Annotated in this window: 18 protein-coding genes; 14 read left to right on the top strand and 4 right to left on the bottom strand. The window is 71.8% G+C overall.

Annotation, left to right across the window (positions count from 1 at the left end; all coding sequences use genetic code 11):
• Position 1: 1 nt before the first annotated feature.
• Together ATL45_RS21420 and ATL45_RS21425 are read right to left on the bottom strand one after the other, a co-directional pair.
• Complete coding sequence (locus ATL45_RS21420; protein ID WP_093146543.1) at positions 2 to 448, bottom strand: ferritin-like domain-containing protein; 447 nt, start codon at positions 446 to 448, stop codon at positions 2 to 4.
• Complete coding sequence (locus ATL45_RS21425) at positions 445 to 936, bottom strand: hypothetical protein (RefSeq protein WP_093146542.1); 492 nt, start codon at positions 934 to 936, stop codon at positions 445 to 447. Before ATL45_RS21425 ends, ATL45_RS21420 begins: the two co-directional genes overlap by 4 nt.
• A 248-nt stretch (positions 937 to 1,184) precedes the next feature.
• On the opposite strand from ATL45_RS21425, the gene rimP reads away from it, so the two are divergent.
• The 7 genes from rimP (at position 1,185) to ATL45_RS21460 (ending at position 8,333) form a co-directional block, all read left to right on the top strand.
• On the top strand, positions 1,185 to 1,742 hold the full coding sequence (gene rimP / locus ATL45_RS21430) for a ribosome maturation factor RimP (RefSeq protein ID WP_093146541.1): 558 nt from the start codon (positions 1,185 to 1,187) through the stop codon (positions 1,740 to 1,742).
• Positions 1,739 to 2,800 carry a transcription termination factor NusA gene (gene nusA / locus ATL45_RS21435; protein WP_093146540.1) on the top strand — a complete coding sequence of 354 codons (1,062 nt, stop codon included), beginning with the start codon at positions 1,739 to 1,741 and terminating at the stop codon, positions 2,798 to 2,800. The genes rimP and nusA overlap by 4 nt, the downstream gene beginning before the upstream one ends.
• A 146-nt stretch (positions 2,801 to 2,946) precedes the next feature.
• The gene (locus ATL45_RS21440) at positions 2,947 to 3,228 is read left to right on the top strand and encodes a DUF448 domain-containing protein (RefSeq protein WP_246025468.1); all 282 of its coding nucleotides are present in this window, start codon (positions 2,947 to 2,949) and stop codon (positions 3,226 to 3,228) included.
• A 92-nt stretch (positions 3,229 to 3,320) separates the two neighbouring features.
• Positions 3,321 to 6,254 (top strand): translation initiation factor IF-2, encoded by a 2,934-nt coding sequence (infB, locus tag ATL45_RS21445; protein WP_093146538.1) that lies wholly within the window; start codon positions 3,321 to 3,323, stop codon positions 6,252 to 6,254.
• 61 nt (positions 6,255 to 6,315) lie between these two features.
• Positions 6,316 to 6,609, top strand: a complete 294-nt coding sequence (locus tag ATL45_RS21450; protein WP_093146537.1) for a DUF503 domain-containing protein — start codon at positions 6,316 to 6,318, stop codon at positions 6,607 to 6,609.
• 111 nt (positions 6,610 to 6,720) lie between these two features.
• Positions 6,721 to 7,221, top strand: a complete 501-nt coding sequence (rbfA, locus tag ATL45_RS21455) for a 30S ribosome-binding factor RbfA (RefSeq protein ID WP_093146536.1) — start codon at positions 6,721 to 6,723, stop codon at positions 7,219 to 7,221.
• A 71-nt stretch (positions 7,222 to 7,292) separates the two neighbouring features.
• Positions 7,293 to 8,333 carry a DHH family phosphoesterase gene (locus ATL45_RS21460; RefSeq protein WP_439332462.1) on the top strand — a complete coding sequence of 347 codons (1,041 nt, stop codon included), beginning with the start codon at positions 7,293 to 7,295 and terminating at the stop codon, positions 8,331 to 8,333.
• A gap of 194 nt (positions 8,334 to 8,527) precedes the next feature.
• Here ATL45_RS21460 and ATL45_RS21465 read toward each other — a convergent pair whose 3' ends face one another.
• The gene (locus ATL45_RS21465; RefSeq protein ID WP_093146535.1) at positions 8,528 to 9,055 is read right to left on the bottom strand and encodes a CGNR zinc finger domain-containing protein; all 528 of its coding nucleotides are present in this window, start codon (positions 9,053 to 9,055) and stop codon (positions 8,528 to 8,530) included.
• A gap of 171 nt (positions 9,056 to 9,226) precedes the next feature.
• Between ATL45_RS21465 and ATL45_RS21470 the strand changes: the two genes are divergently transcribed.
• Positions 9,227 to 10,555: an MATE family efflux transporter gene (locus ATL45_RS21470; RefSeq protein WP_093146534.1), complete on the top strand. Its 1,329-nt coding sequence runs from the start codon at positions 9,227 to 9,229 to the stop codon at positions 10,553 to 10,555.
• Between the two features lie 6 nt (positions 10,556 to 10,561).
• Here ATL45_RS21470 and def read toward each other — a convergent pair whose 3' ends face one another.
• Positions 10,562 to 11,062 carry a peptide deformylase gene (def, locus tag ATL45_RS21475; protein WP_093146533.1) on the bottom strand — a complete coding sequence of 167 codons (501 nt, stop codon included), beginning with the start codon at positions 11,060 to 11,062 and terminating at the stop codon, positions 10,562 to 10,564.
• A 99-nt stretch (positions 11,063 to 11,161) separates the two neighbouring features.
• Here def and truB point away from each other — a divergent pair, with 99 nt between their 5' ends.
• The 6 genes from truB to rpsO all read left to right on the top strand — a co-directional run bounded on the left by truB (position 11,162) and on the right by rpsO (position 15,628).
• On the top strand, positions 11,162 to 12,070 hold the full coding sequence (gene truB / locus ATL45_RS21480) for a tRNA pseudouridine(55) synthase TruB (RefSeq protein WP_093146532.1): 909 nt from the start codon (positions 11,162 to 11,164) through the stop codon (positions 12,068 to 12,070).
• 117 nt (positions 12,071 to 12,187) lie between these two features.
• Positions 12,188 to 12,817 carry a DUF4232 domain-containing protein gene (locus tag ATL45_RS21485; RefSeq protein WP_093146531.1) on the top strand — a complete coding sequence of 210 codons (630 nt, stop codon included), beginning with the start codon at positions 12,188 to 12,190 and terminating at the stop codon, positions 12,815 to 12,817.
• Positions 12,818 to 12,944: 127 nt separating this feature from the next.
• Entirely contained in the window at positions 12,945 to 13,931 is a 987-nt protein-coding gene (locus ATL45_RS21490) for a bifunctional riboflavin kinase/FAD synthetase (protein ID WP_093147510.1), read from the top strand.
• A 167-nt stretch (positions 13,932 to 14,098) separates the two neighbouring features.
• On the top strand, positions 14,099 to 14,581 hold the full coding sequence (locus tag ATL45_RS21495) for a helix-turn-helix domain-containing protein (RefSeq protein WP_093146530.1): 483 nt from the start codon (positions 14,099 to 14,101) through the stop codon (positions 14,579 to 14,581).
• Between the two features lie 53 nt (positions 14,582 to 14,634).
• Positions 14,635 to 15,204, top strand: a complete 570-nt coding sequence (locus ATL45_RS21500) for a 2'-5' RNA ligase family protein (RefSeq protein ID WP_093146529.1) — start codon at positions 14,635 to 14,637, stop codon at positions 15,202 to 15,204.
• Positions 15,205 to 15,358: 154 nt separating this feature from the next.
• The gene (gene rpsO, locus ATL45_RS21505; protein ID WP_093146528.1) at positions 15,359 to 15,628 is read left to right on the top strand and encodes a 30S ribosomal protein S15; all 270 of its coding nucleotides are present in this window, start codon (positions 15,359 to 15,361) and stop codon (positions 15,626 to 15,628) included.
• Positions 15,629 to 15,679 lie beyond the last annotated feature (51 nt).

A 15,679-nucleotide genomic window follows, 5' to 3' on the forward strand; every position in this document is an offset into this window, starting at 1 on the left:
ATCAGGCTTGACCGGGGAAGGCCTGGGCCGCGGGCTGCTGGCCGACGGTGAGCCGCCACCGGGTGGCGCGGGTCGCCGAGGTGGTCAGCCCGTCCAGCGCGGTGCCGCGCAACCCGGGGTCGGCGGTGTTCTCCAGCACCGACCGCCAGCCGACCTGGCAGTCGCCTTCGGCCTTGATCAGCAGGCCGATCGCGGAGTCCTGGTCGCTCACCCGCTCGCCCACGTCGTAAGCGGGCTGCGCCGACGGCGGGATCTGCCCCGCGCCGCGGATGACCTTCTCCGCCGTGTCGCGCAGCCTGCGGTGCTGCTCCTGCGCGTCGTCGATCGCGCTGCGCACGCGGTTCTCGCCGACGTAGGCGCTGGCCAGGCCGTAGACCCACAGCGCAGCGTGCTCCGCGCTGAGCGCGCTGCGCAGCGCCGTGCCCTCCGCGTCCGAGAGTTCGGTCACCTCAGCACCTCCAGCAGACTCGCGCAGCTCGCCGAGATCGATCCCACCAGCCCCGCCCGGTAGTCCGGCAGCGCGGGCACGAGGCCCGCCGCCTGGTCCCGGGCCCTGTTCAGCGCCTCGACCAGCGCCTCCGACGCCGCGCTCGCCGATCCCGGTGCCTGCTGCGGCGGTGCGTCCGGCACCGACGGCGGGTCCTCGGGGTCGCGCGGGCTGACGCGGTCGATCTCCTGCTGCAGGGCGCCCGCGTGCGTGTTGCGCGCCGTGGCGATCTCGTTGGCGACGTCGGCCAGCTTCGCGTGCGACTGCGCCACCGCTTCGGCCAAGCGGGCGTCGGACTTCGCCGCGTTCGCCAGCGCCAGCAGCTGGTCCGGCTCGTCGGGCGCGGAGCTGCACGCGGTGCTCAGCGCGGCCACGACCGGGGTCGCGGCGATCAACCGCAGCACGCTTCGCCTGCCCAGCACCGACCGGGCTCGCGAGGGGGATTCCACGTCGACCTATCCTGCCAGGCGACCAGGTCGACCGGCGTCCGGGCACCGACCGGGGCCTGATCCACTCGGTCCCGGCACGATCCGCCGATCGTAGGGATCCCACGGCGCGCTCGGGTGCCGAGGGACGCGATACCCTGGGCGACCGCGACCGGCACGTGCAGCACTGGTCGCCGACCCCGCGCGCGCCGTCCGGCGCCGCGCCACCGCCAGGTCTGAACAGACCGCGATCGAAACTTGGGAGTGCCAACGTGTCCAGCCCGCCGCGTGGTGAGATCACCGCGCAGCTGGAGCCCGTCGTAGCCGAGGCCGTGGCTCGGACGGGCTTCGACCTGGAGGAGCTCGGCGTGCAGCAGGCCGGCCGCCGCCGCCTGGTCAAGGTCGTCATCGACTCCGACGAAGGAGTCGGGCTCGACGACATCTCCGAGATCAGCCGGGAGGTGTCGAAGGTGCTGGACGAGCACGAGCACGTCCTGGCCGGCTCCTACACGCTCGAAGTCACCTCGCCGGGCGTGGACCGGCCGCTCACCCGGCCCCGGCACTGGCGCCGGGCGCGCTACCGCCTGGTCAAGATCCGCCTGGCCGGCGGCGAGCAGCTGGTGGCCCGCGCCGGGGAAGCCGATGATGACGGTGTCACCGTGCTGGCCGGCGGTGAACTGCGCAGGCTGTCCTACCGCGACGTGGAGCGCGCGGTGGTCGAGGTGGAATTCCAGCAGCCACCGGCGGAGGATCTGGTCAAGCTGGAGCGGGCTGCGGGCGGCGTCTCCCAGGCGGGAGACGACCGGGAAGACACGGAGGAGTCGAGGTGAACGTCGACATCGCGGCGTTGCGTGCGATCGAGCGCGACAAGGACATCCCGTTCGAGACGGTCCTTGAAGCGATCGAATCGGCACTGCTCACCGCATACCGCCACACCGAGGGCCACGAGCCGCACGCCCGGGTGGAGGTGGACCGCAAGACCGGCGTCGTGCGAGTCCTCGCGCACACCTTGGCCGCCGACGGCAGCGTGCAGGAGGAGTGGGACGACACCCCGGAGGGCTTCGGGCGGATCGCGGCGACCACCGCGCGGCAGGTCATCCTGCAGCGGTTGCGCGACGCGGAGCACGAGCGCACCTTCGGCGAGTTCGCCACCAAGGAGGGCGAGATCCTCGGTGGTGTCATCCAGCGCGACGCGCGGGCGAACTCGCGCGGCATGGTCGTCGTGCAGGTCGGCGACAGCGAGGGCGTGATCCCGGCCGCCGAACAGGTGCCCGGGGAGAACTACGAGCACGGCACCCGGATCAAGTGCTACGTCTACGGCGTCTCGCGCAGCGCGCGGGGCCCGCAGATCTCGCTGTCGCGGACGCACCCGAACCTGGTCCGGCGGCTGTTCGCGCTGGAGGTCCCGGAGATCGCCGACGGCACCGTGGAGATCCCCGCGGTGGCGCGCGAGGCCGGGCACCGCTCCAAGATCGCGGTGCGCTCGACCGTCTCCGGCGTCAACGCGAAGGGCGCCTGCATCGGCCCGATGGGCGCGCGGGTGCGCAACGTGATGAGCGAGCTGGGCGGCGAGAAGATCGACATCATCGACTACTCCGACGACCCGGCGACCTTCGTCGGCAACGCCCTGTCGCCGGCCAAGGTAGTCTCGGTGGAGGTCGTCGACGAACGCACCAAGACCGCGCGGGTGGTCGTGCCGGACTTCCAGCTCTCGCTGGCGATCGGCAAGGAAGGCCAGAACGCCCGGTTGGCCGCGCGGCTGACCGGCTGGCGCATCGACATCCGCAGCGATGCCGATCCGGGCACGAGCCCGAGCAGCACCCCGGAGCACTCGACGGGTCTGGACCCCGCGGTGGACGGTGTGCAGACCGCGGGTTCGGCCGAGTAACGTCGTCGGGTTAGAATCGATGGCAGGCTGACGCGAGGGGAGCAACAATCCGCACACGTGTGTCCGGCGAGCACGACGAGAGTCGTGGGCCGGTGCGTACTTGCGTGGGATGTCGCACCCGGACGTCGCCTACTGAGCTGCTGCGCGTGGTCGCCGACGGCGACGGGGTTCCCTCCGTCGTCGTACCTGATCCGCGACGTCGGCGGCCGGGCCGGGGAGCCTGGTTGCACCCCGATCCGGCATGCCTGCGTCTGGCCGAGCGGCGCCGGGCGTTCCCACGCGCGCTTCGCGTGCGAGGAGCACTCGACGCTTCTGCGGTGCACGAGCACATCGGTGCCGGGCGACCGCAGCACGCGGCTCACGACAGGACCGACGCGGGATCCGTCCCGCGCCAGGCAATTGATGGAAAGCAGGTCGACCCGTCATGAATCAGCCGTGAAGCTGAAGCCATGAACGCGCATCGGCGATAGGACGAGGTCGAGCGGGACTGCCGCCCGGCCTCACCCAGATGAGGAGAGCAGTGGCAGGCAAGGCCCGCGTACATGAGCTCGCCAAAGAGCTCGGTGTTACCAGCAAGGAAGTACTGACCAAGCTCGCCGAGCAGGGCGAGTACGTCAAGTCTGCGTCGTCCACCGTGGAGGCCCCGGTGGCCCGCAGGCTGCGCGACGCGCTGAACAAGTCGTCCAAGAAGGGCGGCGACAAGCCCGCTCCGGCGGACAAGCCCGCGCGTTCCGACTCGGGCGTGCCGAAGCCGGGCCCGAAGCCCGGTCCGCGCCCCGAGGCGTCCGCGCCGAAGCCGGGTCCCAAGCCCGGTCCGAAGCCGGGCCCGCGGCAGCCGGAGCCGCAGCAGGTGAAGCCGGAACCGCAGCAGGTCAAGCCCGAACCGCAGGCCCCCAAGCCCGCGGAGCAGGCGCCTGCCGCGAAGAGCGAGCACAAGCCGGGCCCCAAGCCCGGCCCGAAGCCGAGCCCCAAGCCCCACGGCGAGGCGGACGGTGGCACCGTTCCGCCGCGGCCGAAGGCGCCCAAGCCCGGTCCGCGCCAGCCGCGCGTCGGCAACAACCCGTTCGGCGTCGGCAGCGGTGCGCCGCAGCAGCGCCCGCCGCGCCCGGGGCCCGGTCCCCGTCAGGGCGGTGGCCAGGGCGGCCCCGGTCGTCAGGGCGGCGAGCGCCGTCAGGGCGGCGGCCAGGGAGCCGGTTCGGCTCCGGCCCCGGGCGGTGCCCCGCGCGGTGACGGTGGTTCGCGTCCGAACCCGGGCATGATGCCCCCGCGTCCGAACCCCGGCATGATGCCGCCCCGCCCGCCGCGCAGCGGTGGCGGACCCGGCGGTGGCCGCGGTGGCGGTCGTGGTGGCCCCGGTGGCGGCGGCGGTCGTCCGGGCGGCGGCGGTGGCGGTCGTCCCGGTGGCGGTGGCGGCGGCTTCCGCGGCGGCGGTGGCGGCGCGCCCGGTGGCGGTGGCGCCCCGGCAGGCGGCGGCTTCCGCGGTCGTCCCGGCGGCGGTGGCCGTCCGGGCGGGCCCGGTGGCCGCGGTGGCACGGCCGGTGCTTTCGGCCGTCCCGGTGGTCCCGCGAAGCGCGGCCGCAAGTCGAAGCGGCAGAAGCGCCAGGAGTACATGGAGAACATGCAGGCGCCGTCGGTCGGCGGCGTCCGCCTCCCGCGCGGTGGTGGCGAGACCGTTCGCCTGCGCCGCGGTGCTTCGCTGACCGACTTCGCCGAGAAGATCAACGCCAACCCGGCTTCGCTGGTGCAGGCGATGTTCCACCTCGGTGAGATGGTCACCGCGACCCAGTCCGTCTCCGACGAGGTGCTGGAGCTCCTCGGCCAGGAGATGAACTACAAGGTCGAGATGGTCTCGCCGGAGGACGAGGACCGGGAGCTGCTGGAGTCGTTCGACATCAGCTACGGCGACCCGAACAGCTCCGAGGAGGAGCTGCAGGCGCGTCCGCCGGTGGTGACCGTGATGGGTCACGTCGACCACGGTAAGACGCGACTGCTCGACACCATCCGGAAGGCGAACGTGCAGGCCGGTGAGGCGGGTGGCATCACCCAGCACATCGGCGCCTACCAGGTCGTCACCGAGCTGGAGGGCAACGAGCGCCCGATCACCTTCATCGACACCCCGGGTCACGAGGCGTTCACCGCCATGCGTGCCCGTGGTGCGAAGTCGACGGACATCGCCGTGCTGGTGGTCGCCGCCGACGACGGCGTCATGCCGCAGACGGTGGAGGCGATCAACCACGCCCAGGCGGCCGGTGTGCCGATCGTGGTCGCGGTCAACAAGATCGACGTCGAGGGTGCGAACCCGGCGAAGATCCGCCAGCAGCTGACCGAGTACAACCTGGTCGCCGAGGAGTACGGCGGCGAGACCATGTTCGTCGACATCTCGGCGAAGCAGGGCACCAACATCGAGAGCCTGCTCGAGGCGATCCTGCTGACCGCGGACGCCACGCTGGACCTGCGGGCCAACCGCAACATGCCGGCGCAGGGCGTGGCGATCGAGGCCCACCTGGACCGCGGTCGCGGCCCGGTGGCCACGGTGCTGGTGCAGCGCGGCACGCTCCGCGTCGGCGACTCGGTGGTCGCCGGGGACGCCTACGGTCGCGTCCGCCGGATGATCAACGAGAACGACGAGGACGTCCCCGTGGCGCTGCCGTCGCGGCCGGTGCAGGTCATCGGTTTCACGTCGGTGCCGGGTGCGGGTGACACCTTCCTGGTGGTCGACGAGGACCGGGTGGCGCGGCAGATCGCCGACCGCCGCGGGGCTCGCATCCGCGAGGCCCAGAACGCGGCCAAGCGCAAGCGCGTCAGCCTCGAGGACCTGGACAAGGTGCTCAAGGAGACCAACCAGCTGAACCTGATCATCAAGGGTGACAACTCGGGTACCGTCGAGGCGCTCGAAGAGTCCCTGATGAAGATCGAGGTCGGCGACGAGGTCGAGCTGCGGGTCATCCACCGCGGCGTCGGTGGCATCAACGAGTCCGACATCAACCTCGCCACCGCGGAGAACACCATCGTCCTGGGCTTCAACGTCCGGGCCGAGGGCAAGGCGGCCGAGGTCGCCAACCGCGAGGGCGTGGAGATCCGGTACTACTCGGTGATCTACCGGGCCATCGAGGACATCGAGCAGGCGCTCAAGGGCATGCTCAAGCCCGAGTACGAAGAGGTCGAGCTCGGCAAGGCAGAGGTCCGCGAGGTCTTCAAGTCCTCCAAGGTCGGCACCATCGCGGGTTGCATGGTCACCGAGGGCATCATCAAGCGCAACGCCAAGGCACGTCTCCTGCGCGACAGCGTGGTGGTCGCCGAGAACCTCAGCGTCAACTCGCTGAAGCGGTTCAAGGACGACGCCACGGAGGTCCGCGAGGGCTTCGAGTGCGGTCTGACCCTGGGGTCGTACAGCGACATCAAGGTCGGCGACATCATCGAGCCCTACGAGATGCGCGAGAAGCCGCGCGACTGAGTCGCAGTGCGCAGGGGGTCGTCGGACTGACGGCCCCCTGCGTTCGCGGTTTGGGGGACCCATGTACGTCGGTGTGCTCGAAGTGGACGTGCTCCTCGGCGACGTGCACTCGCTGAAGCAGAAGCGCGCCGTGGTCCGGCCGGTGGTGGCCGAGCTGCGGCGGCGCTTCGAGGTCGCGGTGTCCGAGGCGGGCAACCAGGACCTGTACCGCCGCGCGCTGATCGGCATCGCGGTGGTGTCCGGCGACGCCACGCACGCGCGCGAGGTGCTGGACGCGTGCGAGCGGCTGGTCGCCGCACGCCCGGAACTGGAGCTGCTCTCGGCCCGCCAGCGGATGCTCGGACCAGAGGACTGAGCGGCTTCCCGGCCTGCGGGTCGTGGAACCTCTGCGCCCGCCTGACCGCGGGTGCCAACGGCGGCTCGGGCCGCTTCAACCGAACTGAACTTTTCTCGAAGGAGGTGCGCCGTGGCTGATGCTCCGCGCGCCCGCAGGCTCGCCAAGCGGATCGCCCAGATCGTCGCGTCCGGGCTGGAGCACGAGGTCAAGGACCCGCGGCTGGCGATGGTGACCATCACCGACGCCAGGGTCACCCCGGACCTGCGGGATGCCACTGTCTACTACACGGTCTTCGGTGACGACGCGGACTACGCCTCGACCGCCGCCGCGCTGTCCAGCGCGACGGGCGTGCTGCGCTCCCGCGTCGGCCAGCAGACCGGCGTGCGCTTCACGCCCACGCTGACGTTCGTCGCGGACACCGTGCCGGACAACGCGCGGCGGATGGAGGAGCTGCTCGCCAAGGCCAAGGAGGCCGACGCGGAGGTGGCCCGGCTGGCGTCCGGCGCGGCGCACGCCGGCGACTCCGATCCGTACCGGACCAGCACCGACGATGACGAGGCCGACACCGACGGTGCGGAATCCGAGTCGTTTTCCGACGCCGATGTGCGGCGTGGGCCACAGAGTGGTTGAGTCGCAGCGCAGCATCAGGTGCGTTGTGCACGGGCGGTCGCCGTGGCCGCCCATGCCGTGGAGGTGAACCTGTGCGCGGGCAACCCGAAGCAGACGACCGTTCCGGAGTCGCGGCGGATCCCGTCGCACCGGCCGTGGTGGCGGCCGCGCGCAAGCTGGCCGACGCCACGGACGTGACGCTGTTCGGGCACGTGAACCCGGACGCGGATGCGCTCGGCAGCGCGCTCGCGCTGGGCCGGGCGCTGCGGCGGCGGGGCTGCACCGTGCGCGTGTCGTTCGGCACGCCGGACCTGCCGCCGGCCTCGCTGCGCGATCTGGACGGCGACGGCCTCGTGGTGCCCGTCGACGAGGTTCCCGCCGCGCCGCCCACCCTGGTGGTGTGCGACACCGGCAGCCTGCAGCGGCTCGGGCGGTTGGCCGACCGGGTCGCCGGGACCATCGAGGCCGGTGGCGATGTCATCGTCATCGACCACCACGTCTCGAACACGCGCTACGGCACGCTGCACGTGGTCGACGAGTACGCCGAGGCGACCGTGATGATCGTGCTGCGACTGCTCGACGAGCTGGGCGCGGAGCTGGACCTGCCGATCGCGCGGTGCCTGTACGCGGGGCTGGTCACCGACACCCGCTCCTTCCGGCACGCCAGCGCGCGGACCCACGAGGTGGCGGCGCGGCTGCTGCGCGCCGGAGTGGATCCGGAGGCGACCACGCGACCGCTGCTCGACACCCACCCGTTCGGCTGGATGGGCATGCTGGCCGGTGTGCTCGGTGCTGCGGAGCTGGAGCCCTCAGCCGCGCGCGGGCTCGGGTTCGTGCACGCCACAGTCCGGCTGGCCGACTCCGACGGGCTGCGGAGCGAGGAGCTCGACAGCGTCATCGACGTGCTGCGCACGACCAGCGAGGCGGAGGTGACCGCGGTGCTGAAGGAGATGGCGCCGCAGAACTGGTCGGTGTCGCTGCGCGCGGACAGCCGCTTGGACGTCGGCCACGCGGCGGCGGCCTGCGGCGGTGGCGGTCACCGCCTGGCCTCGGGCTTCACAGCGCAGGGCAAGCCGGAGGACATCATCGAGTCGATCCGCAAGGCCCTCGACGAAGCCCCGTTCCTCGACTGACCCGGCTACCGCCCGCCGCGATTTCAATGGAAATCAGGTCTTCGATTTCAATGGAAGTTGCGCGACTCGTCGGCGTGTCGTCCCCCGACACGCCGACGGCGGACGCGATTTCAATGGAAATCAGACGTCTGATTTCCATTGAAATCGCGTGACGCCTGGCGCTCGGCCGGTGTGCCGGGTGCCGGACGCGGCGGTCACTCGCGGCGGCGGGCGCGGAAGGCCGCGACGTGCATGCGGTTCGCGCAGCGCGGTGAGCAGAAGCGCTTGGCCTGGTTGGTCGAGGTGTCCAGGTAGTAGGTGTCGCAGCCGTCGGCCTGGCAGCGGCCCCAGCGGTCGGTCCCGTGGTGGACGACGCCCTGCGCGAGGCCCCAGGCCGCCGCAGCCGCGACCTCGTCGACAGCCGGGGCGTCCGGGCCCGCGACGTGGACGTGCCAGTTCGGGTTGCCGTTGCGGCCGCCGTGGCCGGAGAGCCGCGGGCGCGGCGGATGCGCCGAGAGCAGGGTGTTGATCTCCGCGAGCACGGTTTGGCCGTCGCCGCCGACCATGGCGTCGAGCGCCCGGCGCAGGCCGTCGGCGACCGTGCGCAGCACCGGGAGGTCCGCTTCGCCGAGGCGGTCGGCCCACCAGGGTTCGTCGTGGACCGCGGCACGCACCGCGTCGAGGCTGCTCAGATCGGCGTTGGCGATCCGGAGAGCCACGGTGACGTAATCAGCGTTGTCCATCTGCGGTCCTTACCGTAGCCTGTGCTGTCAGGGGCGAAACCCTCTTTCGCAGCTTAGCTCGCGCGGATCGGCTGCCGTTCTCGCGCGAAATCACCACCCGGCGGGCGTGGCGGACGACGGTTTCGCGCGAAATCGCCCACCGACCCGAGCAGGCAACGACCTGGAGGAAGTGTGTCCGAACCAGGGGAGCGCATCGCACCGCGCAAGGTGTTCGCGCTCGCTGTTCCGGCGCTCGGCGTGCTCGCCGCCGAACCGCTGTACGTGCTCGTCGACACCGCGGTGGTCGGTCACCTGGGCGCGGTCCCGCTGGCCGGTCTCGCGCTGGGCGGCACGCTGTTCACGCTGATCTCCAGCCAGCTGACGTTCCTGAGCTACGGCACCACGGCGCGCACCGCGCGACTGCACGGGGCGGGCCGTCGCAAGGACGCGGTGGCCGAAGGCGTCCAGGCCACCTGGCTGGGCGTCGCCGTCGGCGTCGCGCTCATGCTGCTGGCCCAGCTGGTGGCGGTTCCGGTCGCCGAGCTGCTCGCCGGGCCGGGGCCGATCGCCGACGCCGCCGCGGTCTGGCTGCGCATCGCGCTGTGCGGCGCTCCGCTGGTGCTGATCACGATGGCCGGCAACGGCTGGATGCGCGGCGTGCAGGACACCGCTCGCCCGCTGCGGTACGTGCTGATCGGCAACGGCGTGTCGGCGGTGCTGTGCCCGCTGTTCGTCTACCCCTTCGGCTGGGGGCTGGAGGGCTCTGCGATCGCGAACTTGATCGGCCAGACCATCGCGGCATCGCTGTTCATCCGGGCGCTCGTCGTGGAGGGCGTGTCGCTGAAGCCGCAGCCGGCTCTGATGCGCGCCCAGCTCGGCCTCGGCCGCGACCTGGTGCTGCGCACGCTGGCCTTCCAGGTGTGCTTCCTGTCGGCGACGTCGGTGGCCGCCCGGACCGGCGCTGACGCCGCTGCGGCCCACCAGGTCGTCTGGCAGCTCTGGGCGTTCCTGGCGCTGGTCCTGGACTCTCTGGCGATCGCCGCGCAGTCGCTGGTCGGAGCGGCGCTGGGCGCGGGTTCGGCGTCGCGCGCCAAGGGCATCGCCAGGCAGATCACCTGGTACGGCCTGGTGTTCGGGATCGTGCTCGGCGTGCTGTTCGCCGCGCTCGCCGTGCCGCTGCCCGCGGTGTTCACCTCCGACGCCGCGGTGCTGGCGGAGGTCCCGCAGGCCTGGTGGTTCTTCGTCCTCCTGCAGCCGATCGCCGGTGTCGTGTTCGCGCTGGACGGCGTCTTCCTCGGCGCCGGGGATGCGGCCTACCTGCGCACCGCGACGCTGCTGAGCGCCTTCGTCGGCTACCTGCCGCTGATCTGGCTGTCGCTGGCCTTCGACTGGGGCCTCGCGGGCATCTGGACCGGCCTGTCGATGTTCATGGTCCTGCGCCTGGTGACGCTGCTGCTGCGCGCCCGCTCCGGCCGCTGGGCGGTCACCGGGGCGACCAGGACCCAGCCCACCACCGCGTGAGCCGCCTCACTGCTGCCAGAACCAGTCCTGCTCGCGGACCTGGCGGAAGGCCTCGCGGCGGGTTTCCAGGTCGAGGCGCTGGATGTAGACCTTGCCGTCGAGGTGATCGGTCTCGTGCTGGAGGCAGCGCGCCATCAGGCCGCTGCCCGAGACGGTGACCGGCTCGTTGTCGGCGTCGACGCCGCGCACCACCGCGTGCTGCGCGCGGCGGGTGTCGAACCCGAGGCCGGGCAGCGACAGGCAGGCCTCGTAGCCGTCCTGCGTCCGCTCGGACACCTCCACCAGCTCCGGGTTGATCACGTAGCCGATCTCGCCGTCCACGTTGTAGCTGAACGCCCGCACGCCGACACCGATCTGCGGCGCGGCTACCCCGGCGTGACCGGGAGCGTCGACGGTGTCCAGCAGGTCCGCGACGATCGTGCGCAGCCGCTGGTCGAACTCCGTGACCGGCTCGGCGGCCATGCGCAGGATCGGATCGCCGAATCGCCGGATCTGTCGGAACGCCACGTCAACCTCCTAATCCGGGATCAAGCCTAGATCGTCGGGCCCGCGCTCGTCCGACCCCTCGCGGTGATCGTCGCGCGAGGTCGGGAATGATGGTGCGTCGTGTCCGAGCACTCCCGAAAAGCACGCCTCACCGTTCCGCCCGGCCTGCTCGTGGTCGACAAGCCGGCGGGGATGACCTCGCACGACGTCGTCTCGCGGGTCCGCCGCATCATGGGCACCCGCAAGGTCGGCCACGCCGGGACCCTGGACCCGATGGCCACCGGCGTGCTGGTGCTGGGCCTGGAGCGGGCCACCAAGCTGCTCGGCCACCTCGCCCTGGACACCAAGTCCTACCTGGCCACCATCCGGCTGGGCGCGACGACCAGCACCGATGACGCCGAGGGCGAAGTGCTGTCCGAAGTGGACGCCTCCGCCGTCGACGAGTCGGCGATCCGCGCCGGGATCGCCGGGCTCACCGGCGAGATCGAGCAGGTGCCCAGCGCGGTCAGCGCGGTGAAGATCAACGGGCGCCGGGCCTACGAGCTCGTGCGCAGCGGCGAGGAGGTCGAGCTGGCGGCCCGGCCGGTGACCGTCTCCCGCTTCGACGTGCTCGGCCTGCGCCGCACCGAGCGCACCACCGAGCTCGACGTGCTGGTCGAGTGCTCCTCCGGGACCTACGTGCGGGCGCTGGCCCGCGACCTGGGCGCCGGTCTCGGCGTCGGTGGTCACCTGGGCGAGCTCCGTCGCACCCGGGTCGGTCCGTTCGGGCTGGCCACCGCGCGGACCTTGGAGCAGCTGGAGGCGGAGCCGGGGCTGTCGATGGGCCTCGACGAGGCGGTGGCGACGGCCTTCCCGCGCCGCGACGTCGACGCCACCCTCGCCCGCGCTCTCTCGCACGGCCAGCTGGTGCCCGCCGCCGGCGTCGAGGGCACCTACGGGATGTTCGACCCGGACGGCCGCGCGGTGGCGCTGGTCCGCGACCGCGGCCGGACCGCCAAGCCGGTGCTGGTGATCATCCCGGCGAATTGACCGGGATTCCTTGATTCGCACCTGTTTTCGGTGACCCGCGCCACACCGCTGGAACTTGAGGCGGCCCGCGCCGTCCCACGACCGAGTCCGAACGAACGACGAGGGAGTGGTAGCAGCATGCGCAAGCGAGTAGTCGGGGCGACCGTCGTGCTGACGGCGGGTTTGGCGCTGAGCGGATGCGCGGCGGGCTCGGGCCAGTCGCCCGCGAGCCCGGAACCGCAGATCAACGGCCAGTCGGTCGAGGCAGGTGAGCAGACCGCGACCGGCGAGCAGACCGAGGATTCGGGCGACAACGGGCGCTCGGACGAGGACCGGCCGTGCACCGGGCGGGACCTGACCGCGCAGTACCAGTCCGGGGAGGCGAGTCCGGCGGGCGGCGAGGGAACGCTGCTGGTGACGAAGAAGGACGCGAGCGATCCCTGCGTGCTGGACCGGTACCCGGACCTCCGGGTGCTCGACGGGAACGGCCAGCCGCTGGAGACGACCGTCCAGCACACCCTCGAACCCGCACCGTCCCGCGTGCCGATGCCGGGCCCGGCCTACGACCAGGCGGTCCTGTCGCTGAAGTGGACCACCGCGGAGGGCTGCGGGTCGAGCTCGAGCGAGCTCGCGCTGAACCTCGTCGGCTCGGACGACTGGGCCGACGCGCTGCAGGTCGCGGTGAACACCGGCGAGCAGGACGTGTTCGGTTCGCTCTGCGCCGGATCCACCGTGGACGTCTCGGCCTTCGGCGCAGGCGTCAGCTGACGATCCGGGGTCGTGAGTGCGTAACAGTGTTCCAACGTGCTTTCGCGCTCACGACCTCGTGCTGTGAGTCGCAGCACGGGCCATGGCTTTCCAGCGTTCCCCCGGTGGCGCAGTAGGCTGCGTGGTCGTGCAGCGATGGCGTGGTTTGGAGCAGCTTCCCGGCGGCTGGGGACGGTGCGTGGTCACCATCGGTGTCTTCGACGGCGTGCACCGCGGGCACCAGCAACTCATCTCGCACGCGGTGCGGCAGGCGCGACGGCGCGGCGTGCCCTGCGTGCTGATGACCTTCGACCCGCACCCGTCGGAGGTGGTGCGGCCGGGCAGCCATCCGGCGCAGCTCACCACGCTGCGGCGGCGCGCGGAACTGGTCGAGCAGCTCGGCGTGGACGTGTTCTGCGTGCTGCCCTTCACCCGCGAGGTCTCCCGGATCCCGGCCGAGGAGTTCGTGCACGCGATCCTGGTCGAGAAGCTGCACGCCGCCGAGATCGTGGTGGGCGAGAACTTCACCTTCGGGCACAAGGCGGCGGGCAACATCGAACTGCTGGCCAAGCTGGGGGAGCGGTTCGGCTTCGACGTCGAGTCCGACGCGCTGGTGTCCGGCCCGGTGCAGCGGGCCGACGATCCGGCGGGCGCCTCGGTGACCTTCTCCTCGACCTACATCCGCTCGTGCATCGATGCCGGTGACGTGACCGCCGCGGCCTCCGCGCTCGGCCGCGACCACCGCCTGGAGGGCATCGTGGTGCGCGGGGCGGGGCGCGGCGGCAAGGAACTCGGCTTCCCCACCGCGAACCTGTCCACCCCGCCGCACGCGGCGATCCCGGCCGACGGCGTCTACGCCTGCTGGTTCACGCACCGCCACCGCGGCTCCCGCGATCCCGGGCGCACGCTGCCCGCCGCGGTCTCGGTGGGCAGCAACCCGACGTTCTCCGGCACCGAGCGCACCGTCGAGGCGTACGTGCTCGACATCGACGCCGACTTCTACGGCGAGCACGTGGACCTGGACTTCGTGCAGCGCCTGCGCGCGATGGAGCGCTTCGACAGCGTGGACGCGCTGATCGAGCAGATGCACCAGGACGTCGCCGAGACCCGGCGCATCCTGGCCGTGGACGGGTGACACCCGGCATGTCGACTCCCCGGATGGAGCAATCACGGCAGCCGAGCGGCTCAAGACGCCCCGGGCAGGTTTCCGATTCGCGCTCACATCTGGCCGATGACCTGGCAGTATTCAGAGCCGGAACGGCCAGGCGTGATCGGGTCGGTGCCGAGATCGGGGGAGCGAAGGTGGCGGAGAGCAGCAGCGTTCAGCGGAACCTGGCCCTGCAGCGGCAGTGGTACGGCGAACCGCTGGGCGACCGGGTGCGCCGCCTGGTCGTTGCCTTCCGCATCTCGCAGGCCCAGCTCGCCGACGTGCTCGGCATCAGCGCGCCGATGCTCAGCCAGGTGATGAGCGGTCGCCGCGCCAAGATCGGCAACCCGCAGGTGCTGGCCCGGCTGGTGATGCTGGAGCGCAAGGTGCTCATCCCCGGGGTGGCGTCCGGTGAGCCCGATGCGATCAAGCAGGCGCTGGAGGACGTCCGCCAGTCCCAGCCGTCGGTGGGGCGCGACAACCTGCCGGTCAAGCACGCGGCGAACGGCGAGGAAGCGGTCTGGCCGATCCTGCGCGAGGTCGCGAAGCCCAACGAGCTGGAGGCCGCGGCGTCCATCCTCGAAGGCCGCTACCCGGGGCTGGCGGGCCTGCTGCGGCGCGCCGCCAACGGCGACTGAGCCTCGCGAGTGCGATGGTCGTGGGGACCACCATCGCCAGGAAGGGGCGTCGGATGCGCCTGTTCACCGCGTTGTGGCCGTCGGATGCGGCGCTGCGCCACCTGACCTCCGCTGTCGACCGGCTGTATCGCGACCGGCTGGCCGCGGCGACGGCCGGGTTGCGGAAGTTCCGGTTCAGCGGATCCGAGCGCTGGCACCTGACGCTGTGCTTCCACGGCGACGACGCCGATCTCGACGACGTCACCGAGCGGCTGGAGAGCCGGGTGGCGCGGCTGCTGGCCACCGATCCCGCGCCGCCGCGCCTGCGGCTGGCGGGCTGCGGGACGTTCCGCGGTGTGCTGTGGATCGGCGTCGAGCCGGAGACCACCGAGGACGACCGCGCGCTGCGGGCGCTGGTGCGCGCGGCCGGCGGCGATCCGCACGGTTACCGGGCGCACCTGACCATCGCGCGCTGGGCCGCCGGGCGGGCCGCCCGGGAGCTGCTGACCGGCCTGTTCACCGGCTACGCCGGGCCCTGGTGGCAGCCGCGCGAACTGACCGTGGTGCGCAGTGACCTGCGGGAAAGCGGCCCGGAGTACCGCATCGCGCACCGGGTCGGGGTGACGCGCGCGTCATCGGGTTGACCCGGTAGGAGCAGTGCTCCCTGATATCCTGACCGGTGGAGCGGCTGCAGTCCGTGGTGGCCGGCTCCGGCCAGGTGTTCGATTCGAGCACCTGACCCGTCCCCGGCCGGGCCGGCCGGGTGCAGCTGACACGGGACATCGAAGGAGTCAACTCGTGGCGTTGTCCACTGCAGAGAAGAAGCAGATCCTGGCCGAGTACGGCCTCAAGGACGGCGACACCGGTTCGCCGGAGGCCCAGGTGGCCCTGCTGACCAAGCGGATCACCGGGCTCACCGAGCACCTCAAGCAGCACAAGCACGACCACCACTCGCGTCGTGGCCTGCTGCTGATGGTCGGTCGCCGCCGCCGCCTGCTCAACTACCTGACCAAGGTGGACATCGAGCGCTACCGTTCGCTGATCAAGCGTCTCGGCCTGCGCCGTTGACCAACGCCGAGGGGAGTGGCCGCCGGGCCGCTCCCCTCGGTGCATGACCGG

Source organism: Saccharopolyspora antimicrobica (assembly GCF_003635025.1).
Classification (GTDB): Bacteria; Actinomycetota; Actinomycetes; order Mycobacteriales; family Pseudonocardiaceae; genus Saccharopolyspora; species Saccharopolyspora antimicrobica.